Origin of the sequence: Nonomuraea sp. NPDC049624, from assembly GCF_040675255.1 — a bacterium.
GTDB lineage: Bacteria > Actinomycetota > Actinomycetes > Streptosporangiales > Streptosporangiaceae > Nonomuraea.
Genome location: NZ_JBFAOR010000004.1, coordinates 835,541 through 858,169 on the forward strand (window position 1 = coordinate 835,541; position 22,629 = coordinate 858,169).

Annotated in this window: 26 protein-coding genes and 3 tRNA genes; 12 read left to right on the forward strand and 17 right to left on the reverse strand. The window is 73.1% G+C overall.

Annotated elements, in window-relative coordinates:
- The first annotated feature begins 29 nt into the window (after window positions 1-29).
- Both AB0J76_RS20260 and AB0J76_RS20265 read left to right on the forward strand, forming a co-directional pair.
- On the forward strand, window positions 30-683 hold the full coding sequence (locus tag AB0J76_RS20260) for an NAD(P)-binding domain-containing protein (RefSeq protein ID WP_352326736.1): 654 nt from the start codon (window positions 30-32) through the stop codon (window positions 681-683).
- Window positions 684-788: 105 nt separating this feature from the next.
- Entirely contained in the window at window positions 789-1,160 is a 372-nt protein-coding gene (locus AB0J76_RS20265; protein ID WP_352326735.1) for a hypothetical protein, read from the forward strand.
- 42 nt (window positions 1,161-1,202) lie between these two features.
- Here the strand turns inward: AB0J76_RS20265 and AB0J76_RS20270 are convergent, their stop codons facing one another.
- The 9 genes from AB0J76_RS20270 to AB0J76_RS20310 form a co-directional block, all read right to left on the reverse strand.
- Window positions 1,203-1,868 (reverse strand): endonuclease V, encoded by a 666-nt coding sequence (locus AB0J76_RS20270; RefSeq protein WP_352326733.1) that lies wholly within the window; start codon window positions 1,866-1,868, stop codon window positions 1,203-1,205.
- Window positions 1,869-1,979: 111 nt separating this feature from the next.
- A complete protein-coding gene (locus AB0J76_RS20275) occupies window positions 1,980-2,666 on the reverse strand; it encodes a type 1 glutamine amidotransferase (RefSeq protein ID WP_352326731.1) in 687 nt (228 codons plus the stop codon).
- 29 nt (window positions 2,667-2,695) lie between these two features.
- Window positions 2,696-3,523 carry a bifunctional 5,10-methylenetetrahydrofolate dehydrogenase/5,10-methenyltetrahydrofolate cyclohydrolase gene (locus AB0J76_RS20280; protein ID WP_352326729.1) on the reverse strand — a complete coding sequence of 276 codons (828 nt, stop codon included), beginning with the start codon at window positions 3,521-3,523 and terminating at the stop codon, window positions 2,696-2,698.
- On the reverse strand, window positions 3,520-4,125 hold the full coding sequence (locus tag AB0J76_RS20285; protein ID WP_352326727.1) for a cyclodeaminase/cyclohydrolase family protein: 606 nt from the start codon (window positions 4,123-4,125) through the stop codon (window positions 3,520-3,522). The genes AB0J76_RS20280 and AB0J76_RS20285 overlap by 4 nt, the downstream gene beginning before the upstream one ends.
- Before the next feature lie 28 nt (window positions 4,126-4,153).
- Entirely contained in the window at window positions 4,154-4,675 is a 522-nt protein-coding gene (locus AB0J76_RS20290) for a hypothetical protein (protein ID WP_352326726.1), read from the reverse strand.
- Window positions 4,676-4,725: 50 nt separating this feature from the next.
- Window positions 4,726-5,490: a chitosanase gene (locus AB0J76_RS20295; RefSeq protein WP_352326725.1), complete on the reverse strand. Its 765-nt coding sequence runs from the start codon at window positions 5,488-5,490 to the stop codon at window positions 4,726-4,728.
- A 9-nt stretch (window positions 5,491-5,499) separates the two neighbouring features.
- Entirely contained in the window at window positions 5,500-6,150 is a 651-nt protein-coding gene (locus AB0J76_RS20300) for an FMN reductase (protein ID WP_352326724.1), read from the reverse strand.
- Window positions 6,151-6,175: 25 nt separating this feature from the next.
- Window positions 6,176-7,267 (reverse strand): LLM class flavin-dependent oxidoreductase, encoded by a 1,092-nt coding sequence (locus tag AB0J76_RS20305; protein WP_352326722.1) that lies wholly within the window; start codon window positions 7,265-7,267, stop codon window positions 6,176-6,178.
- 79 nt (window positions 7,268-7,346) lie between these two features.
- Window positions 7,347-7,883: a CGNR zinc finger domain-containing protein gene (locus AB0J76_RS20310; protein ID WP_352326720.1), complete on the reverse strand. Its 537-nt coding sequence runs from the start codon at window positions 7,881-7,883 to the stop codon at window positions 7,347-7,349.
- 85 nt (window positions 7,884-7,968) lie between these two features.
- Between AB0J76_RS20310 and AB0J76_RS20315 the strand changes: the two genes are divergently transcribed.
- Window positions 7,969-9,213 (forward strand): MFS transporter, encoded by a 1,245-nt coding sequence (locus tag AB0J76_RS20315; RefSeq protein WP_352326718.1) that lies wholly within the window; start codon window positions 7,969-7,971, stop codon window positions 9,211-9,213.
- Here AB0J76_RS20315 and AB0J76_RS20320 read toward each other — a convergent pair.
- Both AB0J76_RS20320 and AB0J76_RS20325 read right to left on the reverse strand, forming a co-directional pair.
- Window positions 9,200-9,850 (reverse strand): NAD(P)H-binding protein, encoded by a 651-nt coding sequence (locus tag AB0J76_RS20320; protein WP_352326717.1) that lies wholly within the window; start codon window positions 9,848-9,850, stop codon window positions 9,200-9,202. The two genes, AB0J76_RS20315 and AB0J76_RS20320, sit on opposite strands and share 14 nt — an antisense overlap.
- The gene (locus AB0J76_RS20325) at window positions 9,847-11,220 is read right to left on the reverse strand and encodes an APC family permease (RefSeq protein ID WP_352326715.1); all 1,374 of its coding nucleotides are present in this window, start codon (window positions 11,218-11,220) and stop codon (window positions 9,847-9,849) included. The genes AB0J76_RS20320 and AB0J76_RS20325 overlap by 4 nt, the downstream gene beginning before the upstream one ends.
- Window positions 11,221-11,323: 103 nt before the next feature.
- On the opposite strand from AB0J76_RS20325, the gene AB0J76_RS20330 reads away from it, so the two are divergent.
- The 3 genes from AB0J76_RS20330 to AB0J76_RS20340 all read left to right on the forward strand — a co-directional run bounded on the left by AB0J76_RS20330 (window position 11,324) and on the right by AB0J76_RS20340 (window position 13,453).
- The gene (locus AB0J76_RS20330; RefSeq protein ID WP_352326713.1) at window positions 11,324-11,932 is read left to right on the forward strand and encodes a TetR/AcrR family transcriptional regulator; all 609 of its coding nucleotides are present in this window, start codon (window positions 11,324-11,326) and stop codon (window positions 11,930-11,932) included.
- 296 nt (window positions 11,933-12,228) lie between these two features.
- Window positions 12,229-12,552 (forward strand): hypothetical protein, encoded by a 324-nt coding sequence (locus AB0J76_RS20335; protein ID WP_352326711.1) that lies wholly within the window; start codon window positions 12,229-12,231, stop codon window positions 12,550-12,552.
- A 67-nt stretch (window positions 12,553-12,619) separates the two neighbouring features.
- Window positions 12,620-13,453, forward strand: coding sequence for an alpha/beta hydrolase (locus tag AB0J76_RS20340; protein ID WP_352326710.1), 834 nt, complete (start codon window positions 12,620-12,622; stop codon window positions 13,451-13,453).
- Between the two features lie 48 nt (window positions 13,454-13,501).
- Here the strand turns inward: AB0J76_RS20340 and AB0J76_RS20345 are convergent, their stop codons facing one another.
- The 5 genes from AB0J76_RS20345 to AB0J76_RS20365 all read right to left on the reverse strand — a co-directional run bounded on the left by AB0J76_RS20345 (window position 13,502) and on the right by AB0J76_RS20365 (window position 15,660).
- Window positions 13,502-13,933 carry a nuclear transport factor 2 family protein gene (locus AB0J76_RS20345; RefSeq protein ID WP_352326708.1) on the reverse strand — a complete coding sequence of 144 codons (432 nt, stop codon included), beginning with the start codon at window positions 13,931-13,933 and terminating at the stop codon, window positions 13,502-13,504.
- A 144-nt stretch (window positions 13,934-14,077) separates the two neighbouring features.
- Window positions 14,078-14,152 (reverse strand) — tRNA-Val (locus AB0J76_RS20350).
- Between the two features lie 7 nt (window positions 14,153-14,159).
- Window positions 14,160-14,230 (reverse strand) — tRNA-Cys (locus tag AB0J76_RS20355).
- A 15-nt stretch (window positions 14,231-14,245) separates the two neighbouring features.
- Window positions 14,246-14,317 (reverse strand) — tRNA-Gly (locus AB0J76_RS20360).
- Between the two features lie 143 nt (window positions 14,318-14,460).
- Entirely contained in the window at window positions 14,461-15,660 is a 1,200-nt protein-coding gene (locus AB0J76_RS20365) for a hypothetical protein (protein ID WP_364390100.1), read from the reverse strand.
- 112 nt (window positions 15,661-15,772) lie between these two features.
- Here AB0J76_RS20365 and AB0J76_RS20370 point away from each other — a divergent pair, with 112 nt between their 5' ends.
- The 3 genes from AB0J76_RS20370 to hutH are packed head-to-tail and all read left to right on the forward strand — an operon-like array spanning window position 15,773 to window position 18,643.
- Window positions 15,773-16,324: a hemerythrin domain-containing protein gene (locus AB0J76_RS20370; protein ID WP_352331522.1), complete on the forward strand. Its 552-nt coding sequence runs from the start codon at window positions 15,773-15,775 to the stop codon at window positions 16,322-16,324.
- Between the two features lie 44 nt (window positions 16,325-16,368).
- Window positions 16,369-17,076 (forward strand): helix-turn-helix transcriptional regulator, encoded by a 708-nt coding sequence (locus AB0J76_RS20375; protein ID WP_364390102.1) that lies wholly within the window; start codon window positions 16,369-16,371, stop codon window positions 17,074-17,076.
- A 16-nt stretch (window positions 17,077-17,092) separates the two neighbouring features.
- Window positions 17,093-18,643 carry a histidine ammonia-lyase gene (gene hutH / locus AB0J76_RS20380; protein WP_352329198.1) on the forward strand — a complete coding sequence of 517 codons (1,551 nt, stop codon included), beginning with the start codon at window positions 17,093-17,095 and terminating at the stop codon, window positions 18,641-18,643.
- A gap of 10 nt (window positions 18,644-18,653) precedes the next feature.
- Here the strand turns inward: hutH and AB0J76_RS20385 are convergent, their stop codons facing one another.
- Window positions 18,654-19,883 carry an NAD(P)-binding domain-containing protein gene (locus AB0J76_RS20385; protein ID WP_352329200.1) on the reverse strand — a complete coding sequence of 410 codons (1,230 nt, stop codon included), beginning with the start codon at window positions 19,881-19,883 and terminating at the stop codon, window positions 18,654-18,656.
- Between the two features lie 21 nt (window positions 19,884-19,904).
- Between AB0J76_RS20385 and AB0J76_RS20390 the strand changes: the two genes are divergently transcribed.
- The 3 genes from AB0J76_RS20390 to AB0J76_RS20400 are packed head-to-tail and all read left to right on the forward strand — an operon-like array spanning window position 19,905 to window position 22,629.
- On the forward strand, window positions 19,905-20,822 hold the full coding sequence (locus AB0J76_RS20390) for a LysR family transcriptional regulator (RefSeq protein ID WP_352329202.1): 918 nt from the start codon (window positions 19,905-19,907) through the stop codon (window positions 20,820-20,822).
- 29 nt (window positions 20,823-20,851) lie between these two features.
- Window positions 20,852-21,802 carry a chorismate-binding protein gene (locus AB0J76_RS20395; RefSeq protein WP_352329204.1) on the forward strand — a complete coding sequence of 317 codons (951 nt, stop codon included), beginning with the start codon at window positions 20,852-20,854 and terminating at the stop codon, window positions 21,800-21,802.
- Window positions 21,799-22,629 (forward strand): aminotransferase class IV, encoded by an 831-nt coding sequence (locus AB0J76_RS20400; RefSeq protein WP_352329206.1) that lies wholly within the window; start codon window positions 21,799-21,801, stop codon window positions 22,627-22,629. The genes AB0J76_RS20395 and AB0J76_RS20400 overlap by 4 nt, the downstream gene beginning before the upstream one ends.

The window sequence follows — 22,629 nt, forward strand, 5'->3', positions numbered from 1 at the left end:
TAAAGCCCTTTCGCAACACGGAGGACGACATGAAGATCGGGATCCTGGGCGCCGGCGGCATGGCCGACGCGCTCGGCACGCAGTGGATCAGGGCCGGGCACGAGGTGACGGTCAGCGGACGCGACCCCGAGCGCGCCCGTGCCCGCGCGGAGAGCATGAACGCCCAGGCCGGCCGCCCGGGGGCGCGGTCGGGGAGCTGGGCGGAGGCGGCCGCGTCCGGCGAGGTCGTGATGGTGGGCGTCCGGGAGGCGGGACTGGACGACGTGCTGGCCGCCGCCGGCCCGGCCCTGCGCGGCAAGCCGATCATCGACGTGACGAACGGCGCCGCCCCCGACAGGTACGACGTCACGCGTCCGCTCGCCCGCCGGATCGCCGACCTCACGGGCGGGCACGTGGTGAAGGCGTTCAACCTGTGCCACGTGGACGTGTGGCGGATGACGCCGCCCGTGTTCGGCGGCCGCCCGCTGGCGGTGCCCCTGTGCGGCGACGACGCCCGGGCGCTCGACCTGGTCCGGGGCCTGGTCCGCGACCTGGGCTGCACCCCGCTGGACGGCGGCGGCCTCGACCGGGCGGTCCAGCTGGAGGCGACGGCCGCGTTCGTGATCGGGCTCTGGTTCGGCGGCGCGGACGCCCAGGCGATCCTGCCCCCGCTGGCCTCCTCGGGAGCGCACGAACCGGCGTGAGCGTACGCCGTGAGGCGTAGTGCGGATGACGACGGGCGGCGGATGCCCGGCTCCGGCGGCGGCGCGATCCTTGAGGGCGTCCACCCGAGGTCGAAGGAGAGTCCAGTGGTCACCCAGGTCGTCAAGGGGAGCGGGTATGCGACCGCGTTCAAGGCCCTCGCCACGCTCAGCATGTTGTCGGTGCTGCTGCAGGCCGTCACGGCGGGGCAGCTGATGAGCGGGGCGGGCGCGGGCCTGCACGGGGCCGGGGCGGGCGCCGTCCACCTGCTCGGGCTGCTCCAGCTCGTCGCGGCCGTGCTGCTGTGGCGGCCGGGGCGCGGCGCGGGCTGGCCCGCGCTGGTCAGCCTGGGGGTGCTGCTGCTCGGGTTCCTGCAGTCGATGCTCGGCGGGTCGGGGGCGGTGGCCGCGCACGTGCCGCTGGGCATGACGATCTTCGGGCTCAGCGTGTGGCTCGTCGTCTGGGCCTGGCGGCGCTGACCGTTACGTCGGCTCTCCGGCGGGACCCGGCTGTCGGGGCGGTCAGCTGCCGCCGGGGTGACGGGCCAGGTGGTCGGCTTGGCGCACCGGCTCGGGGAGGCGGTAGCGCGGCGTGAGCAGCAGGGTCTGGGACGTGGCGGTGTCCAGGCCGATGCGGTGGCCCTGGGAGACGTAGACCGGTTTCGTGTCCCGCCGCGTGCGCAGCGCCCTGCCCACGGTGACGCCCTCGTGGACGATCGGCGTCCAGTCGCCGCGCTCCCGGCCGGGCGGCTCGTGCTCGCCCACGAACGGCGTCTTGGCCACGCCGAGCGCGGGCAGGCCGGTCAGCACGCCCAGGTGGCAGGCCAGGCCGAAACCGCGCGGGTGGGCCAGGCCGTGGCCGTCGCAGACCAGCAGGTCAGGGGTGACGGCGAGGCGTTCGAGCGCCTCCACCAGGGTGGGCAGCTCGCGGAAGGCGAACAGGCCGGGCACGTACGGGAAGGCGGCCCGGCCGTGGGCCACCGCCCGCTCGACCGGTTCCAGGCTCGCCGCGTCCAGGACGACCACCGCCGCCGTCACCTCGTCGTCGCCGTGGTAGTGCACGTCGAGGCCGGCCACCAGGGGGAAGGCCGTGGGCCCGGCGAGCTCGACGCGGCCGCGCAGCCGGTCCTGGACGGCCTCCGCCTCGGCCGCGTCGGCCGGCCAGGGGTGAAGTCTGTCTACCCGCATTCCCCCCACATTAGGGCCATTCCTCCCACGCCCCGGCCACCGCCCGCCCCACCCGCCCCGGCCGTCGGGCACGCCGGGCCGCAGAGCGCCTCAGACTGCGAAGGCGGTAGGTCAGGCGTGGACGATCTTGGCGAAGCGCGTCGCCACCTCGCGCCAGATCGGCGTGGAGACGGGCTCGTCGGCCACCGCGCCCGCGTAGACCTGCTCGGGGTCGAAGCCGTCGGGCGTCCACTCGCGCACGCGCGCGGGCAGCACCTCGGGATGGAACTGCACCCCCCACGCCCGCTCGCCCACCCGGAACGCCTGGTAGGGGCAGGCGCGCGTCTCGGCCAGCCACACCGCGCCGGCCGGCAGCCGGGTGACGGCGTCCTTGTGGTGCTCGATCGCGGGCACCACCGGCGGCAGGCCCTGGAACAGCGGGTCCGCGGCCGCCTCGGGCCGGATGGTGACCGGCAGGCTGCCGTTCTCCGGCGCGCCGGTGTCGCCGGTCACCTCGCCGCCGGCCACCTCGGCCAGCATCTGGCCGCCCAGGCAGATGCCGAACAGCGGCACGCCGTCCGCCAGCGCCTGGCCCATCAGCCGGCGGGCGGGGGCCAGCCACGGGGCCCGGTCGTCCTCGGAGGGCAGGTAGCCGCCGCCGAGCATGATCATGGCGTCGTGCCGGTCCAGCCGGTCGGGCAGCGGGGCGCCCTCGTGCGCGAGCACCACGTCGAGCCGCAGCCCGGCCTCCTCCAGCCAGTCGCCGAGCCGGCTCGGGCCGCCGCTCCTGCTGTTCTGCACGATCAGGACGTCACCCATCGATGGTCTCCACTCTCGGATGTCGGGGCTCAGGGCAGGTTCGCCGCGCGGGCGGTGTGGCGCAGCAGCAGCGCGGTCGTCACCGGGCCGACGCCGCCGGGCACCGGGGTCAGCGCGCCGGCCACCCGCGAGACCGCCGCGAAGTCGACGTCGCCGGTGAGCCCGCCGTCGTCGGTCGGGTTGGTGCCCACGTCGATCACCACCGCGCCCGGCGCGACGTGCGCGGCGCCGATCAGCCCGGCGCGGCCGACGGCGGCCACGAGGATCTCGGCCCCGGCGGTGACGGCGGCCAGGTCGCGGGTGCGCGAATGGCAGACGGTGACCGTGGCGTGCCGGTCGAGCAGCAGGTGGGCCAGCGGCTTGCCGACCACGGTCGAGCGGCCGACGACCACCGCCCGCCGCCCTTCGAGCGGCACCTCGTAGTGGTCGAGCAGGGCCATGACGGCCGCCGCCGTGGCGGGCGGGAACGCGGGCAGCCCGGCGGCCAGGCGGCCGAGCGAGAGCGGGTTCGCGCCGTCGACGTCCTTGCGCGGGTCGATGGCGGAGGCCAGCTCCTGCGCCGAGGCCCCGGCCGGCAGCGGCGTCTGGAGCATGACCCCGTGGACGGCGTCGTCGGCGCTGAGCCCGGCCAGCGTCTCGTGGATCCTGCCGGGGTCGGCCTCGGCGCCGAGGTCGACGATGTCGCAGGCGACGCCGACGCCCGCGGCGGCCTTGGCGATCGAGCGGACGTACCACAGGCTGGCCTCGTCGGCCGTGGCCACCACGACGGCCAGTCTGGGCTGCCGCCCGGCGGCGGCCTCGGCCTGCGTCTGGGCCTTGATCGCGGTGGCCAGGTCGCGGCCGGTCAGCGTCCTCATCGGGCGATCTCCTCGCGTACCCCGGCGGTGATCCGGTCGGCCGTGACGACGGCCGCCTCGACGCCCGCCAGGCGGGCCGTCAGCTCCTCGCGGACCTGCTCGTCCTTGATGCCCCGCAGGTTGACCTCGACGTTCACCCGGGCGGTGGTGAGCGCCGCGCGGGCGGCCTCGGCGGCGGCGGCGACGTCGGTGACGACGTTGCGGTTGCCGATCGGCAGCAGCAGCTCGCAGAGCTCGACCAGGCGTATGGCGGCCGCCACCACCAGGGCCGGGGGCTCGGCCGCGCCGGCCAGGGCACGGGCGATGGAGACGCTGCGCTCCTCGCCCTTGGGCAGCCGGTAGGCGTCGGCGACCGCGGTGAAGGCGGCCGCGTCCTCCTCGGCCAGCCGCAGCGCCCGCGCCCGCAGGGCGTCGGTCTCCTCGATCACCGCGGCTACGGCTTGGGCGTGGTCGGCGTACCGCTCGCCGGTGGTGTAGCGGGCCACCATGCCGAGCAGCGCCGCGGACTGGGCCGCGTGCAGGGCGGCGGTGGCGCCGCCGCCCGGGGCGGGCACCTTGTCGGCCAGCTCGGCCAGGAAGTCGACGATCTTCGAGTCGCGCATGGCCGCATTCTGCCAGGCCCGGCCGGGCTCACTCGCGGTGCATCGGCCTGGTGACGTCGTGCGGCGTGCCCTGCGGCAGGTACGGCGAGCCCGCCGCGCCGTAGTCGGAGGTGTAGGCGGTGTAGGCAGACGGCCGCGCCGGGGACCGCCACCGCGACGGGAAGGCCGACACGACCAGCAGCGCCACGCCGAGGAACAGCATGACCCCGGTGTAGATCGTGGTCTGCAGGCCCGCCCCCAGGCTGCCGGTGACCAGCCCGCCGGGGATGACGCGGATGCCGGCGCCCAGCTCCACCGCGGGCACCAGGCCCAGCGCGGTGTAGGCCAGGCCGCCGAGCAGCGAGGCGATCGGCGACAGACGCGAGCCGGCCAGGACCGCCAGACCGGCCCCGGCCACCGCGATCACGGCCAGCCCGAGCCAGGAGACCGTGTACCGCGTGGCCATGGTCAGGCCGAGCTCGCCGATGCCGTACATGAGGCAGGCCGCGATCAGCGGAGGAAGGAGCAGCCCGGCGACCACTCCCAGACCATGACGGGCACCGTTGGACATGATTAACCCCGTTTGTTCGGCTTGTGCACCAACCTACCCTGATCGCCGGATCAGTGCTTGATCGTGTACTTGTCGCCGTACACCTTCCAGGTCAGCGGCGGCCTGAGGTCGAGGTTGCCCTTCCTGAGGAAGACGCGCTGCATGGTGTCGACCCGGGTGGTGTCGTCGTGGGCGTCCTCGGCCTTCATCGCCGCCTTCCTGGCGTCGAGGAACGCGTTGAGGTAGGCCACCTCGTCGCCGCCGCGGGCGGGGGAGGCGGCCTTGGCCAGCGCGGCCTTCCTGATGCCGCCGAAGCTCAGCTTGTCGGAGCCGGGGCCGTGCATGACCATGGCGTCGTAGTAGGCGAACTGGCCGAGCGCCCGCAGGCCGTCCTTCTTGGCCCGGCGGACGGCCGGGTCGAAGTAGACGCGGTCGCGCTCGTGGTCCTGGGCCCGCCGGAAGACGGGGTCGGCCGCGGCCTTCTTCCAGTCCTTGACGAACGGCCTGCCGAGGCCCTTGTGGGAGTCGGTGCCGTTGACCTTGCGCAGCGCGGGCAGGTACTTGGCCAGCACGTTCGAGGGCTTGCGCCTGGTGTAGAGCTCGACCAGCTCCAGCATGTCGCCGGTGCCGGAGCAGAAGCCGATGATGCCCGCGGTGTAGCCGCGTTCGTCCTTGATGTCCTCGATGTAGCCGTACTGGGCCTTCCAGTCCAGCGAGGAGTTCTCCGCGCTGGACACCAGCTGCATGGCGATGTCCTTCTTGTGAGGGTTGTTGAGGTCTGCGGGGGAGACGCAGGTCACGGCAAGGGACAGCGAGAGGCACATAGCGGTCAGCACCGCTGCAAACTAGCGCAGTGGGCGCAAAGCCGCGAGCTGCTCCGCGAACGGGACGACCTCGTCCTCGTCTTCGTCCTCGGCCGCGGCCTCGGCCGGGGCCGGGCGGGGAGCGCGGCCCGCCAGCAGGCCGGCCAGCTCACCGGCGGCCCGGTCGATGCGCTCGCCGAGCCCGTCGGTGAAGGAGTCGCCGCCGCCGCCCCAGTCCTCAGAGGCGGCGTAGACGGCGGTCGGCACGACCACGGCCCGCAGGTAGGCGAACAGCGGGCGCATCGCGTGCTCCAGCACGAGCGAGTGGCGGGCGGTGCCGCCCGTGGCGGCGATCAGCACGGGCGTGCCCGCCAGGGCCGTGTTGTCCAGGACGTCGAAGAACGACTTGAACAGCCCGCTGTAGGAGCCGCTGAAGGTCGGCGTGACCGCGATGAGCCCGTCGGCCTCCGTCACGGCCTCGACGACCTCGCGCAGCCGGGCGCCGGGGAAACCGGTCACCAGGTTGTTGGCGATGTCCACGGCCAGGTCGCGCAGCTCGACCACGCGCACCTCGGCCACACGCGCCTCGGCCGCGCCGTCCAGCCGCCGCCGGGTGGCCTCGGCCAGCCGGTCGGCGAGCAGGCGGGTGGAGGACGGCTGGGTCAGGCCGGCCGTGACGACGACGAGCTTCATGGGGGGATCTCCTTCCCTGGAGGGGTCAGACCTCGACGGCCTGGGACGTACGGGCCTGGACCAGCGCGGCGTGCGCCGGCGCGTCCGGGACGCCGGCCGGGCGGTCCTTGGCCATCTCCTTGCGCAGCACCGGCACGACCTCCTCGCCCAGGATGTCGAGCTGCTCCAGCACGGTCTTCAGCGGCAGGCCGGCGTGGTCCATGAGGAACAGCTGGCGCTGGTAGTCGCCGAAGAACTCGCGGAACTCCAGCGTGCGGTCGATGACCTGCTGCGGGCTGCCCACGGTGAGCGGGGTCTCGGCGGTGAACTCCTCCAGCGACGGCCCGTGGCCGTACACGGGGGCGTTGTCGAAGTAGGGGCGGAACTCGCGGACCGCGTCCTGGGAGTTCTTGCGCATGAACACCTGGCCGCCCAGGCCGACGATCGCCTGCTCGGGCGTGCCGTGCCCGTAGTGGGCGTAGCGCCGGCGGTAGAGGTTGATCAGGCGGATGAAGTGCTCCTTGGGCCAGAAGATGTTGTTGGCGAAGAAGCCGTCACCGTAGTAGGCGGCCTGCTCGGCGATCTCCGGGCTGCGGATCGAGCCGTGCCACACGAACGGCGGCACCCCGTCCAGCGGGCGCGGCGTGCTGGTGAACCCCTGCAGCGGGGTGCGGAAGCGGCCCTCCCAGTCGACGACGTCCTCGCGCCACAGCTGGTGCAGCAGCGCGTAGTTCTCCACGGCCAGCGGGATGCCCTGGCGGATGTCCTGCCCGAACCACGGGTAGACCGGCCCGGTGTTGCCACGGCCCAGCATGAGGTCCACCCGGCCGTCTGCCAGGTGCTGGAGCATGGCGAAGTCCTCGGCGATCTTGACCGGGTCGTTGGTCGTGATCAACGTCGTGGCGGTGGACAGGATCAGCCGCTCGGTCCTGGCCGCGATGTAGCCGAGCATGGTGGTCGGCGAGGACGGCACGAACGGCGGGTTGTGGTGCTCGCCCGTCGCGAACACGTCGAGGCCGACCTCCTCGGCCTTGAGCGCGATCGCCACCATCGCCTTGATCCGCTCGTGCTCGGTCGGGGTCCTGCCGGTGGTGGGGTCGGTGGTCACGTCGCCCACGCTGAAGATTCCGAACTGCACTTTAGTCACCATCCATGACTGTTGAATCTTTGACAGGTACCGTAGCGTCCCGGCCTCCGCCGTTATTCCATCATCCCGGTCAGGCGCCCGCGCGGGCGCGGAAGGCCGCCGCCTTGGCGCGGTTGCCGCAGCCGCGCATGTCGCACCAGCGGCGGGTGCGGCGGTGGGAGGCGTCGACGTACAGGCGGGTGCAGGGGGCGGCCTCGCACTCGCGGATCAGCTCCGCCTGCGGGCCGCCGAGCAGCTCGATCGCCGCGCGCGCCGTCGTGGACAGCGCGCCGGGCAGGCCGCCGCCGCGCCGCAGGCCGCGCTCTTCGAGCGCGACGTCCGCGGGCGGCCGCCGGGCGGTCTCGTTGAGCAGGTCGCGGTCGGCCTGTCCGTACGGGCTGCCGTCGCGGGCGGCCGTGGCCAGCCGGTAGATCGCCTCGCGCAGGGCCGTCGCCCGCGCCAGGTCGTCGTCGCCGGTCTCGGGCGGCTCGTCGAGGAGCCCGGCGGCGACCGTCCAGCGGGCCAGGTCGGCGGGGGAGGGCAGCAGGTCGATGCGCGCGCCCCGGCGGTGGCCGATGGTGCCGGCGAGGTCGAGGCCGAGGTTGCCGCTGACGAAGGTGAAGTCCACGGCAACCATAGTAACCGCGTTGACAAGTTACTTTCGGCGCTGCCAAGGTTGCTAACCATTGAATCCGGTTACTTTGGAGGCATTCGTGGCGACACTCGTCACCGTCCGCGGCGGGACGCGCCGGTTCGGCCTGCGGCACCGATGGGTCGTGCTGTCCGTGGGCGTCGGGGCCCAGGCCAGCTTCTCGGCCATGTTCTCCGGCATCCCGCTGACCGCGGTCTCCATGCGCTCGGGCTACCACCTGTCGCTGGGCTCGCTCGGCCTGGTCCTGTCCTGCCTGGGGCTGGGCGTGGCCGCCTCCGACATCGCGTGGGGCATGCTGACCGACCGGTGGGGCGACCGCCGGGTGCTGCTCGCCGGGCTGACCGCCACGGGCGCGCTGCTGGCGGTGATGGCCGCCGCCGTCACGCCGGCCGAGCACGCCGGGGTGGCCCTGCTGGCGGCGTGCCTGCTGGCCGCCGGAGCGCTGGGCGGCAGCGTGAACGGCGCCTCCGGGCGGGCCGTCATGACCTGGTTCGCCGACGGCGAGCGGGGGCTGGCCATGAGCGTCCGCCAGACGGCCATCCCCGTCGGCGGCGCGCTCGGGGTCGCCCTGCTGCCCTGGCTCGCCGAGCGGTACGGCTTCCGCGCCGTCTACGCCGTACCGGCGGTGTTCTGCCTGCTGGCGGCGGCGGCCACCTGGCGCTGGCTGCACGAGCCGGCGCCCGCCGCGGCAGCCGCGGCCCCGGAGCCCGGCCCCTCGCCGCTGCGCCGCTGGGACGTGTGGCGGGTGGCGCTGGCCAGCGGGCTGCTCACCGTGCCGCAGTTCGCCGTGCTGTCCTTCACCGCGATCTTCCTGCACGACGTCAAGGGCGCCGACGCCGGCCTGGCCGCCCTCACCGTGCTCCTCGCCCAGCTCGGCGGCGGCGCGGCGCGCATCTGGACCGGCCGGCGCACCGACCGCCGCGGCGGTCGGCGCACCTGGATCCGGGCCATCGGGACGCTGTCCGGGGTCGCGATGGCCGCCGCCGCGGTGCTCACCTCGGCGCCCACGCCGCTCACGGTCGCCGCCCTGGCGATCGGCGGCCTGCTGGCCAACTCCTGGCACGGCATCGCCTACACCGAGATCGCCGCCATGGCGGGCGCGGCCAGGGCGGGCACCGCGCTGGGCCTGGAGGGCACCGCCTGCTTCGCCTCGGGCTTCCTGACCCCGCTGCTCGTCCCGGTGGTGCTCGGCCTCGCCTCGTGGGAGGCGGTGTGGGGGCTGGGCGCGCTCGCCTCGCTGCTGGCGGTGCCGCTGATGCCGGGGGCCGTGCGACCGGCGCCGCGGGCCGCCGTCACAGGGCGTTGATCGCCGCCGGGCCGAGGATGCGCTCGGGCGCGCCGCGCTCGGCCACGGTGATCATCGCCTGGCCGATGCGCTCGGTCGTCGTCACCGACGCCGGGAACAGCCGCCGCAGCAGCGGGTAGAGCGGCGCGGCCACGACGTAGGCCAGCCGGTACCAGCGGGTGCGCGAGGTCACGCCGTGCATCGGCTGGATGTAGCCGGGACGGAACATGTAGGCGTGGAACGGCAGCGCGAGCAGCGCGTTCTCGGTCGCGCCCTTCACCCTGGCCCACATCGCGCGGCCGTGCGCGTCGGTGCCGGCCCCGGAGACGTAGACGAAGGTCGAGGACGGGCTGAGCCGGGCCAGCGTGGTGCCGGCCGCCAGCGTGTAGTCGTAGGTGACCCGCCGGTAGTCCCGCTCGCTCATGCCGGCCGAGGACACGCCGAGGCAGAAGAAGCACGCGTCGTAGCCGGACAACTCGTCCTCGATGTCCGACAGGTCGGACAGGTCGGCGTGGGTGAGCTCGCGCAGCTTCGGGTGGACCGTCCCCGTGGGCGACCGGCCGACCGTGAGCACGGCCGTCACGCGCTCGTCGAGCAGGCACTCCCTGAGCACGCCGCGCCCGACCATGCCGGTCGCCCCGAAGATGATCACTCTCATGGTTCAGCCAGATCCCACCCGCCGCGCCGCCGCAGCACCACCAGATAGTACGCCGCCGACACCACCGCGATCCCGGCGGTGACGTACAGGCTGGGCCGGCCGATCACCGGGTCCAGCGCGTTCAAGTAGATCACGTACGCCAGCGCGGCCAGCGCCAGCACCGGCGCGAGCGGGAACCACGGCATCCGGTACGCCGCGTGGCCGGTCGTGCCGTTGCGCCGCCCGGCGATCGCCCCCAGGCACAGCGCCGCGTACACGGCCACGATCGAGGTGCCGGTCACCACCAGCAGGAAGCGCTCGTCGATGAAGCAGCAGGCCGCGCTGACCACGCCGGTCAGCACCGTGGCCACCCACGGCGAGCCGTACCGGGCGTGGATCGACGACAGCAGGCGGCTGACCGGCGCCGGCCAGGCGCGGTCGCGTCCGGTGCTGAACAACATGCGCGAGGTGATGAGGATGATGGCCAGCACGGCGTTGAGGATGGCCAGCGCGACGGCCAGCGAGATCACCGTGTTGGCCACGGAACCGGCGCGGGCGGTGACGAAGTACTGCATCATGTTCTCCGCGCCGAACAGGCCCTCCAGCGACGGCGCGCCCACCAGCACCGCCGTCACCGGCACCAGCTCGGCCGCCACGGTGACGCCCAGCGCCCACAGCACCGTCCGCGCGATGCTCTTCGGCGCGTCGTGCACCTCCTCGCCGAAGTAGACCGCCGAGCCGTACCCGTTGTAGGAGAAGATCGCCACCGCGGTCGCCGCGCCGATCAGGCCCAGCGAGGCGGGCACCAGCGCGCCGCCGTCCCCGGCGACCACCGGATGGGTGATCAGCTCGACCGGCGAACGCTGCGGACCGAACAGGCCGAGCGCCGCCACGACCAGCAGCGCGATCATCTCGATGGCCAGGAACACCCCGGTCACCCAGGCGTTCAGCTTGATGTCGAAGACCGCCACGACGGTGGTGAGCAGGCACGTCACGGCCGCCACCAGCGGCCCGTCCAGCCCCGGGAGGACGACCGACAGGTACGCGCCCACGCCCAGCGCGATGACGGCGATGATGAGCAGCTGCGTGATGAGGATCAGCCCGAGCACCACGAACCCGGGCAGCCGGCCGAGCGTGCGGGCGGTGATGGCGTACTCGCCGCCGGTGAGCGGGAACGCCGAGCCCAGCTCGGCGTAGACGAAGGCCATGAACACGCCCACGACGGCGCCGGCCAGGTAGCTGAGGATCGCGCCGCTGCCGGCCTGGGAGATCACGCCGGGGGCGATGATGAAGACCGAGGACGCGGGGGTGATGGCGGACAGGGTGAGGAGGAGGGTGCCGAGGAGCTTGAGTCCCCGGTGCAGGTGTGGATGGGCGGCCGTTGATGCCACGACGCCTCCTTGGGGGGTTCCTTGAGCGAGTATCAAAGAACTATCGGCGGCGTTCGTCAAGGATGGCTTGCGTTTTTTGAAGCGTCTATGAAGAATCGCGGCCATGGCGCGACCAAGCCGGGCCCGGGAGAAGCGGGCCGAACTCGTCTCCGCCGCCCGCCGGGCGGTGCTCGAACGCGGCATCCTCGACCTGCGGCTGCGCGACGTCGCCGAGGTCGCCGGCATGTCGGCGGGGTCGGTGCTGTACTACTTCCCGAGCATGGCCGGCCTGTTGCAGGAGGTGCAGCGCGAGGCCGTCGACCGGTTCTGCGCCGCCCGCGAGACCGCCGCCGCCCGCGAGCCCGACCTGCGGCGGCGCCTGGTCATCACCATCGGCAGCGGCCTGCCCGCCGGTCCCGGCGACGAGCTGTGCGTGCTGCTGTACGAGCTGGGGGCGCACGCCCGGCGCGACCCGGCGTACGCGGCCCAGCACATCCGGCTGTACGAGCGGCAGGTGGCCCTGTACGCCGCGATCCTGGAGGCGGGGTCGGCGACCGGCGTCTTCACGCTGACCCGGGACGCCATGACGATCGCCCGGAACCTGGTGGCGCTGGAGGACGGGCTGGGGCTGCACCTGCTGGACGCGGTGCAGCCGTTCGACACGGAAACGGCCCGCGACCTCCTCCTCGCCTACGCCACAGACGCCACCCACTGCCCCCTGCCACGCCCATGACCCTTTCCCCACCCGGCGCGTCCGCGCTGCCCTTCTCCGCATCGCAGGTGCGTGGCCCTGTTACGTCCCACCCACCCCGCCCCTCCGCCTGGGCCTTCTCCGTGTCGGGGGGTGTGGACCTGCCGTCTCCGCCCCCGGCCCGAGCGCTCACCCGCGGAGCCCCCCGCTCGCGGCCTAACGAGCCTCCCAGCGCCTTCGGCCTCCCATCGTCCTCCGGCCACGCACCACCCGCCATCCGCCCGCCGGTCCCGCCCGTGCGTCGACCGATGGCGGCGACGCCGTGCGATCATCACCCCGTGACGTCCCCCCTTGATCCCAGTGCGCGCAAGTACGGCACCCTCGGGCTGGCCCTGGTATGCGCAGCAGCCCTCACCGGCTACGGGCTGGTGGCCTGGAGCATCTGGCAGTTGGACTGGATGTCCACAGAGCTCCTGGTCAAATGCGGCATCGCGGCCGCGGTGTTCCCTGGCGCCGGCCTCGCCCTCGGGTATGCGTTCACGGCACGGAAGCCCAGGCCCGTACGGATCTTCGCGGTTTCGGCGGGCGCGGCGATCGGAGCGGTGTGCCTGCTGCTGGCCGCTGCCGGCTCCATCTGGTTCTCGATGACAGCGAGCGTGTAGCCCCGGCAGCGGCCCGGGGGAACATTCGTCCAATCCTCCGGCGAGGGGCGGCCGCCACAGTGGCCCCATGACCAGTTCCCACGGCGACGCCACCGAGAGCACGATCCTCTCCCTGGACGACGGCGACCTCCACGTCTGTCAGGACGGCCCCCGCGACGCCCCCGCCCTCCTCCTCATCCACGGCTCGGCGTCCTCGGCCCGCTCCTGGGACCAGTTGGTCCCCCTGCTCACGGGCTCGCATCGCGTCATCCGGATCGACCTGCTCGGCCACGGCCGCTCCGCCAAACCGGACGACCGCGGCTACACCACCCCCGACCAGGCACGCCGGGTCGGCGAGGCGCTGGACCTGCTCGGCGTGCGGGAGGCCGTGGTCGCGGGCCACTCCAGCGGCGGCGCGGTCGCCACCGCCCTGGCCGAACGGCGTCCCGGCCTGGTGACGGCGCTCGTCCTGATCAACACCGGCCCTGGTCTGGACGCCTTCATCGCCCCGGCGTCGGCCGCGTTCGCCCCCTCGCAGTGGCCGCCGACCGACGAGCAGATCCGCCTGTTCGCGAGCCCTGGCTTCAGCCTTCCCGGCTACCGGCCCCCGGACGAGCTGCTGGACGAGGTGCGTTGCATGACCCTCCACACGCTCGCAGCCACCATGCAGGGCACCCGCGAATACCTGCACGAACGGCCCCTCCCTGACCGGCTGGCGCCTTTGGGCAAGCCGCTGCTGGTGATCTTCGGCGCGGACGACCGACGATGGCGCTCCTCGTCCGCGTCCGATTACCGCGTCGTGCCGGGAGCCGAGATCGAGTTCCTGCCCGGCCTCGGCCACACCCCCATCCTGGAGGACCCCCAGCAGACCGCCATCCCCCTCCTCGCCTTCACCACGACCCACACCAAACAGCCACACTGACGCCGTGGGGCAAGGAAGCCGTCCCGGCGCTGGGCGTCTCGGGGCGGGTCAGCGGGCTGTGCGCCAGCTCTGTTCCTCCACCAGCTCCTGGCTGCGCCAGCCATCCGAGGTGCGCCGCATGCGGTGGTGGTACCAGCCGCCGCCGTGCAGGAACCCCTTGGCGTCGGCCGCGACCATGTCCCGTGTGGGGGCGAGGGTGTCGGTGAACGGCGCGCTGACCCGCGCCTCGTCCCCGGCCAGGACGATCCGTGCGGCTCCGATCAGGTGCAGGCGTCCCGGCCAGTGCGGCAGCACCTCGGCGAGCCAGCTCTTGACCTCCGCCAGCCCGCCCCTGATCCCGCCCGCGGACCGGTAGTCGATGACCGCCTCCGGGCTGAACACCTCGTCGAGCAGATCCCACTCGCCGGAGTCGACGGCCAGCGAGTAACGGCCCAGCAGGCCGGTGATCTCCAGGCGGTCGGCGATCTCCTGAACGTCCATGTCCTGATCGAACCAAACGCTTGCTACAAACGCCAGGCCCGCGCGCCGGAGGAGGGCCGCGAAAACACCAGGCCCTCGCGCCGGGGAAGGGCCGTGAAAAAGCGACAGCCAGGTCGGCGACCCGCCGACCTGGCTGATGAGAGATGGTGGACGATACTGGGATTGAACCAGTGACCTCTTCCGTGTCAGGGAAGCGCTCTCCCGCTGAGCTAATCGTCCTTCGTAGAGGTGGCGACGGGATTTGAACCCGTGTGGACGGCTTTGCAGGCCGCTGCCTCGCCTCTCGGCCACGCCACCGAGCCGGAAGCTCCGAGCGGAAGACGGGATTCGAACCCGCGACCCTCACCTTGGCAAGGTGATGCTCTACCACTGAGCCACTTCCGCGTGCGCCCCGCTCGTGCCGGGCGACGAGAGAACTCTAGCGAATCATCGCCGAGTCCCCAAACCGGACCGCTTCCGCGCAGGTCGTCCCGGGTCCGGCCCAGCCGCGCCCCGCCCCGGAGCAGGGCACGAGCCAGGCGCCCCGGTCAGCGGCCCAGCTGCATGCCCGCGGGATGCGGCCCCTCCGTCTCCAGCCGGTACTCCCGCCCCGACACCGCCCGGTTGTCGTCGATGACCCGCTCCGACGGCGGCTTCTCCCCGCCCATGACCGCCTCCTGCATGCGCGTGAACCGCTCGTGGGCCTCCTGGACGTACCCGGTGCCCAGCGTGGTGCAGTCGATCTGGGTGGCCAGCAGCTCCCGCAGGTACGCCTTGTTCGGCTCGAACGTCACCGGCGGCGGCAGCTCGGGAGCCAGCACCTGGTCGGGATCACGCCCGTCGAACCGCTTGAACAGCTCGCAGGCCAGCCGCAGGTGCTCGATCTCCATGTTCAGGTGCAGCTCCCAGACGGCCTTCACCCTGGGGTCGGACTCGGTCTCCATGAACGAGTGGTAGAGGTAGCACTCGTTGTACTCGTGGTTGAGCAGCATCTCCCACCAGCTCTCGCCCGGGTCGACCAGCGACTCGTAGTGGGTGACGTGCTCCTCCTCCACCATGGCGATCTCCTGGTAGAGCTGCCGGGCGATCGGCTCCATGGCCAGCGGCCCGACGTTCATGTAGAAGTTCATGGTCTGCTGCTCGGCCGCCATGACGGTCAGGGCGTGCAGTTTCGACAGCGGCTCGGTGCGGTGCCGGTCGTACGGCTCGCGCACGTTGTCGACCGGGTCCCGGTGGTGCAGGTACGTCGGCCGTCCCGGCATGACCTCGGTGACCCCGTCCACGATCTTCTCGGCCTTGCGGTGCTCGATCATCTCGTAGAGGTTGGCGTACCGGTAGAGGTGGTCGAAGTCCTCCAGCACCCCGAACTGGTACGCCTGCGTCAGGTACGGGTCCGGCTCCATGCGCGCCACCCACGCCGTCAGGTCCACCGCGACCTGCTCGTAGGCGATGGTGGTCTCCAGCACCGACGAGACGCCGGGCAGCAGCCAGTTGACCGCCTTCTGCTGCTGCGCCTCGATGTAGCGCACCCGGGCGAGCTGCCGCTTCAGCTCCAGGTCGGTGCAGTGGCGGGCGAGCTGGTGGCTGAACAGGACCGCCTCGGTCTCGATGCCGTTCATCGTGATGATCCGGCACCGGGTGTACGGGTCGGCGTGGTCGGGATCGATGGGCGAGACGTTGAGCTCCCGCCAGTCGCGCAGCTGCTCGTCCAGCGGGATGCCCCGCTCCTGAAGTGGGTCGAAGGCCATGTCGCTGCGCCTACCCGCGGCCTGGTGGGGCAACCTCCGCGTTGCGTCGCCGAACGATCCGCGTTCGGTAAGGAGGAGCGTGCCCGACCGGCGCCCGGGTAGGCCGCTGGACGTGGCTGAACACGATGTCATCGACGTGCTGATGGCCCAGCACGGCCAGATCAGGGACCTGTTCGACGAGGTGGAGCAGGCGCCGCCGGAACGGGTGGAGGAGGCGTTCGAGCGGCTGATCCGTCTGCTGGCCGTGCACGAGACCGCCGAGGAGGAGATCGTCCACCCCTACGCGCGCAGGAAGGTGGACGGCGGCCCCGGCGTGGTGGCCGACCGGCTGGCCGAGGAGAACCGGGCCAAGCGGCTGCTCGTCGAGATCGACCGGGCGGGCGTGGACGACCCGGCGTTCTGGGAGAAGCTGGCCGAGCTGCGCACGGCGGTCACCATGCACGCCCGCAGCGAGGAGCGCTACGAGTTCGCCCAGCTCCGCAACAGCACCTCCGTCGTGGAACGCCGGGCCATGGCGGCGGCGGTGCGGGCGGCCGAGGCGGTCGGGCCGCTGCGGCCGCGTCCCGGCGTGGAGTCGGCCACGAAGAACGTGCTGATCGGCACGCCCCTCGCGCTGATGGACCGGGCCCGCGAGATCATCAGGAAGGCCCTGGGGAGCGGCTGACACTTCGTCCCCGGGCGAAATGTCGGTGCGTTAGCGTCGTGGGCATGGAGCACATCGCCCGTGACGCCGACATCGCGCCCGTCGCCGCCCTCATCGCCGACCCCACCAGGGCCGCCATGCTCACGGCGCTGCTCGGCGGCCGGGCCCTGGCCGCCGGCGAGCTGGCCAGAGTCGCCGGGGTGAGCGCCGCGACCGCCAGCGCCCATCTGGCCCGGCTGCTCGACGGCAGCCTGGTCGACGTCGTCCGGCAGGGCCGTCACCGCTACTACCGGCTGGCCGGGCACGAGATCGCCGAGGTGCTGGAGACCCTGGCCAGGGTGAGCGCCCGCCCGCCGGTGCGCTCCCTGCGGCAGTCCCGGCAGGCGCGCCTGCTGGAGGAGGCCCGCACCTGCTACGACCACCTGGCCGGACGCGCCGGCGTCGCCCTGCTCGACCGGCTCAGGGACGGCGGCTTCTACGACCGCCAGGACCTCACCTCCGACGGCGAGCGGCTGCTGACGGGCATGGGCGTGGACGTCGAGGGCGCCCGCAGAGCCAGGCGGCGCTTCGCCCCGGAATGCCTCGACTGGACCGAGCGCCGGTCGCATCTCGGCGGCGCCCTCGGCGCCGCGATCACCGACGTCCTGCTGGAACGCGGCTGGTACCGGCGCGGATCGGTGCCGCGCGCGGTGGTGCTCACCGACGAGGGCAGGGAGGGGCTGGCGGCGATCTTCCCGAGTAAGGAGCTAACATCGGGTACGCCGGTTACCTAAAGCGAGAGAGACGATCATGCGCGACAACGGAGTCGTGAACGTCGGCCCCGAGCCTTTGAGCTTCGACGACGTCATCAAGGTGGCCCGCCACGGCGCCGCCGTGCAGCTCACCGACGACGCGGTGGCCGCCATGGCGGCCGCCCGCCAGCGGGTGGACGAACTTGCCGAGAGCCCCGTGCCCGCCTACGGCGTCTCCACCGGGTTCGGCGCCCTGGCCACCCGGCACATCGACCCCGCGCTGCGCGCCCAGCTCCAGCGCTCGCTGGTGCGCTCGCACGCGGCGGGCAGCGGCCCGGAGGTGGAGACCGAGGTGGTGCGCGCGCTCATGCTGCTGCGCCTGCACACCTTGGCCACCGGCCACACCGGCATCAGGCCGGGCACCGCCAAGACCCTGGCCGCGCTGCTGACCGCCGGCATCACGCCGGTCGTGCACGAGTACGGCAGCCTCGGCTGCTCCGGCGACCTCGCGCCGCTGGCCCACGTGGCCCTGACGCTGATGGGCGAGGGCGTCGTCCGCGACGCCGCGGGGCAGCTCCAGCCGGCCGGGGAGGCGCTCAAGCAGGCCGGCATCGAGCCGGTCGAACTGGCCGCCAAGGAGGGCCTGGCGCTGATCAACGGCACCGACGGCATGCTCGGCATGCTCATCCTGGCCATCGCCGACCTCACCAGGCTGGTCAGGACCGCCGACATCAGCGCGGCGATGAGCGTGGAGGCGCTGCTCGGCACCGACCGCGTCTTCATGCCGGAGCTCCAGGCCCTGCGCCCGCATCCCGGCCTGGCCAGGTCCGCCGCCAACATGACCAGGATCCTGGCCGGCTCCGGCGTCATGGCCAGCCACCGCGACCCGCAGGCGTGCACCCGCGTCCAGGACGCGTACTCGCTGCGCTGCGCCCCGCAGGTCGCCGGCGCCGCCCGCGACACGATCGCGCACGCCGCCACCGTGGCCGGCTGGGAGCTGGCCAGCGCCGTGGACAACCCGGCCGTGCTCGACGACGGCCGGGTGGAGTCCAACGGCAACTTCCACGGCGCGCCCGTGGGCTACGTGCTCGACTTCCTCGCCGTCGTGGCCGCCGACCTGGCCTCGATGTCCGAACGCCGCACCGACCGCTTCCTCGACGTGGCCCGCAACCACGGCCTGCCCGCGTTCCTGGCCGACGACCCCGGCGTCGACTCCGGCCACATGATCGCCCAGTACACCCAGGCCGCGATCGTCTCGGAGCTGAAGCGGCTGGCCGTGCCCGCCAGCGTCGACTCCATCCCCAGCTCGGCCATGCAGGAGGACCACGTCTCCATGGGCTGGTCGGCGGCGCGCAAGCTGCGCAGGTCGGTCGACGGGCTGACGCGGGTGCTGGCCGTCGAGGTGCTCACCGCGGCCCGCGCGCTCGACCTGCGCGCCCCCCTGGAGCCCGCGCCGGCGACCGCGGCCGTGGTCAGGGCGCTGCGCGAGAACGTGCCCGCGCCGGGCCCCGACCGCTTCCTCGCCCCGGAGATCGAATCCGCCGTGCGGCTGGTGGCCGAGGGCGGCGTCGTGGCCGCGGTGGAGTCGGTCACCGGGCCGCTCGACTAGCCTCCCGCGCTCAGCGGGGGAGTGCGACGATCAGGTCCATCTCCATCACCAGCCCCGGCCGGAACAACTTCGACACCTCGACGGTCGTGCTGGCCGGGGGAGTGCCGGTGACGTACCGGCTGCGCACGTCCCTGAGCTGGAGGATGTCGTCCATGTCCGTCAGGTACGTGCGGATGAAGGCGACGTCCTGCCAGGTCGCGCCCTGGTCGGCCAGGATGCGCGTGGTGACCGCGAAGATGTGCTCGGCCTGGTCCTTCAGCGAGCCAGGGGCGACCACGTGCCCCTGCTCGTCGAAGGCGGCCTGGCCGGACACGTAGAGCATGTCGCCGACCCGCACGGCGTGCGAGTACGCGCCGTTCGTGGCCGGGATCGTGGACAGGTTCAGCGGCACCGCGCGCGCGGCGGGCGTGATGCCGCTGCCGGTGTCGGTGTCGGTGTCGGGGCCGCCGCCGACGTGCTCGGCCACCGCCGTCAGGTCGCGCTCGCCCAGCCCGGCCGCCCGCGCCTCCTGCAGGCGCCGCCGGGCGGCCGTCGCCATCGACGCGCCCTCCCACGCGGCCAGCTCCAGGTCCTTGGCGGCCAGGCCGAGCGAGTACCGGGTCTCGGCGGCGGGCGTGCGCAGCCGTTCGGCGACCTGGCCGAGCGGCGTGCCGGCCAGCACGTCGAGCAGCGCGTCACGGTCCACGCCGTGCGCCGCCCCGTACGCCAGCGTCTCTGCGACCAGCACCTGCGCGGGCACGATCGCGCTCATGACGGCGATCTTCATCGCCGCGCCGGACCCCAGCGGCCCGGTCTCGCGCACGCCGCCGAAGACCGACAACACCTCGCGGCAGCCCGACACGTCGCCACCGGCCAGCACCACCAGCGAGCCGTCCGCCGCCGGGCCCACGCTGCCCAGCACCGGCGCGTCCACCAGCGCCACCGACGCCGGCAGCAGCTCGCGCAGCTCGCGCACCGCCTCCGGGCCGATCGTGGACATCTCCACCACCGTCGCACCGGGCCGAAGGCCGGGCAGCGCGGCCGTCAGCACCTCGCGCACCGCCGCCGGATCGCTGAGCATGGTGATCACCAGCTCGGCGCCGTCCACCGCCTCGGCGGCCGTCACGCCGGTCCCACGCCGCCACGTCGTCACCTTGTGCCCGGCCTCCACGAGTCGCCGAGCCATGGGGACGCCCATGCGTCCCTGTCCGAGAAATGCAATCACGGGAACAGTCAACAGGGATGCGAGGTATTCCACCACCGACTAGATTGCATGGCAGCCATGCATGAGACGAATGCCTTCGACCTCCAAGCCCTCCGCCTCTTCGACGAGGTGGCCAGGAGCGGCTCCTTCACCGCCGCCGCCGAGCTGCTCGGCTACACCCAGTCGGCGGTCTCCCGGCGCATCGCCGCGCTGGAACGGGCCGGCGGCGGCCCCCTGTTCGAACGCCTGGCGCGCGGCGTGCGCCTGACCCCCGCCGGCACCGCCCTGCACCGGCACGCCGTCGCCGTGCTCGACCGGCTGGCCCGCGCCGGCGAGGAACTGGCCGCCATCCACGCCGGGCGCGGCGGCACCCTGCGCGTGGGCGCGTTCGCCACCGCCAACGTCGACCTCATGCCCTCCACGCTGAAGCGCTTCCTGGCCGCCCACCCCGGCGTCGAGCTGCGGATGACGGAGGCGCTGACCCCGCGGCTCATGGAACGCCTCCACGCCGGGGCCCTCGACGTGGCCGTGATCAGCGACTACCCGGCCGGGCTGCCCGCCGAGGACGCCCGGCTCGTCCGGCTCTGCCAGGACCGGCTGCTCGTCGCGCTGCCTGCCGGCCACCCGCTGGCCGCCGAGCCCGACGTGGACCTGCGCGACCTGGCCGAGGAGAGCTGGATCGAGGCCGCGCCGCGCGGGCAGCCGACGCCGCTGGTGGCCGCGTGCGCCGCCGCCGGGTTCACGCCGCGCGGCGGGCTGCGGGTGGCCGAATGGTCGGGCAAGTTCGGGTTCGTCGCCGCCGGGTTCGGCGTGACGCTGGTGCCCGAGCTGGCCGCGCGGGCGGTGCCGCCGAACCTGGTGCTCAAACCGCTGCGCGAGGCCACCCCCGTCCGCACGGTGTACGCGGCCCTTCCCGAGGTTCCCCTGCCCTCCGCGCTGGAACTGGTCGAAATGCTGGGACAATGGGAGATGTGTACGACGGTTTCGCCCACTTAAACGGTCATCTCGCCACCGGACTCCGCGACGTGACGACCGACCTCGCCGCCCTCGACGGCGAGGGCTGGTGGGCCGTCGTCGTCGACTACGAGGGCACGGCGACCTGCGCCCGCTTCGACCGCGTGCGCCCGTCCGCGCTGCCCTCGCCCAGGAGCCCTTGGCACGGTCCACATCCGGGCCAGTGGCGTACCTCGCTCGACCGCGCCGCCTACGAACGCGGCGTGCGCGCGATCCGCGACCACATCGAGCGGGGCGAGGTCTACCAGGCCAACCTCTGCCGCGTCCTGTCCGCACCCGTCCCGCCCGGCGCCGACCCGCTGGCGCTGGCCGTGCGGCTGGCCGAGGGCAACCCGGCCCCGTACGCCGCCGTCGTCGACGTGCCCGGGCTGAGCGTGGTGTCGGCCTCGCCGGAGCTCTACCTGTCGCGCGAGGGCGACGTCGTGGAGTCCGGCCCCATCAAGGGCACCGGCGTCACCGCCGCCGACCTGCTGGAGAAGGACTACGCCGAGAACGTCATGATCGTCGACCTGGTCCGCAACGACCTGGGCCGGGTCGCGGCGGTCGGCTCGGTCGAGGTGCCCTCCCTGTGCGCGGTCGAGGAGCATCCGGGTCTCGTCCACCTCGTCTCCACCGTGCGGGCCAGGCTCGCGCCCGGAGCCGGCTGGCCGGAGCTGTTCGCCGCCACTTTCCCGCCCGGATCTGTCACGGGCGCGCCCAAGTCGTCCGCTCTGCGCATCATCAATGAGCTCGAACCGGTCCCCCGTGGGCCCTACTGTGGTGCCGTGGGCTGGGTCGACGCCGACCGGGGCAGGGCGGCGCTGGCCGTGGGCATCCGAACATTCTGGATCTCAGCAGGCGAGATCCGCTTCGGCACCGGCGCGGGCATCACGTGGGGCAGCGACCCCGCGCGTGAATGGTCCGAGACCGAGCTGAAGGCGTCCAGGCTCATCTCACTGGCATCCTCAGGAGGAAACGCATGAACATCCCTGTCTGGGTCAACGGGGAACTGATCGACCCCGCGCAGGCCACCGTCTCCGTGTTCGACCACGGGCTCATGGTCGGCGACGGCGTCTTCGAGACGATCAAGATCGTCGACGGCGAGTCGTTCGCGCTCACCCGGCACCTCGACCGGCTCACCCTCTCGGCCCAGCGCATGGACCTGCCCGAGCCCGACGTCGAGGCCATCGCCGAAGGCGTCGGCAAGCTGCTGGCGGCCGCCCCCGCCTGGCCGCTCGGCCGCATCCGCATCACCTACACCAGCGGTCCTGGCCCGCTCGGCTCCGACCGGGGCAACCAGGGCACCACCTCGATCGTCATCGTCGACGAGCAGAAGCCGTTCCCCGAGACCGCCCACGTGGCCGTCGTCCCGTGGCCGCGCAACGAGCGCGGCGCGCTGTCCGGCGTCAAGAGCACCTCCTACGGCGACAACGCCAAGGCCCTGCTGCACGCCAAGAACCAGGGCGCCGGGGAGGCGATCTTCGGCAACCTCGCGGGCGACCTGTGCGAGGGCACCGGCTCCAACATCTTCATCGTGCGCGACGGCCGCCTGATCACCCCCACGCTCGCCTCCGGCTGCCTGGCCGGCGTCACCCGCGCGCTGGTGCTCGAATGGTGCGGCGGCGAGGAGACCGACGTCCCGCTGCAGGCGCTGTACGAGGCCGAGGAGGCGTTCCTCACCTCCACCACCCGCGACATCCAGCCGATCAGGCTGGTCGACCGGACCGAGCTGCCCACCGCGCCCGGCCCGATCACCGCCAAGGCGATGCGGATCTTCGCCGAGCGCGCCGCCGCCGACCTCAACCCCTGA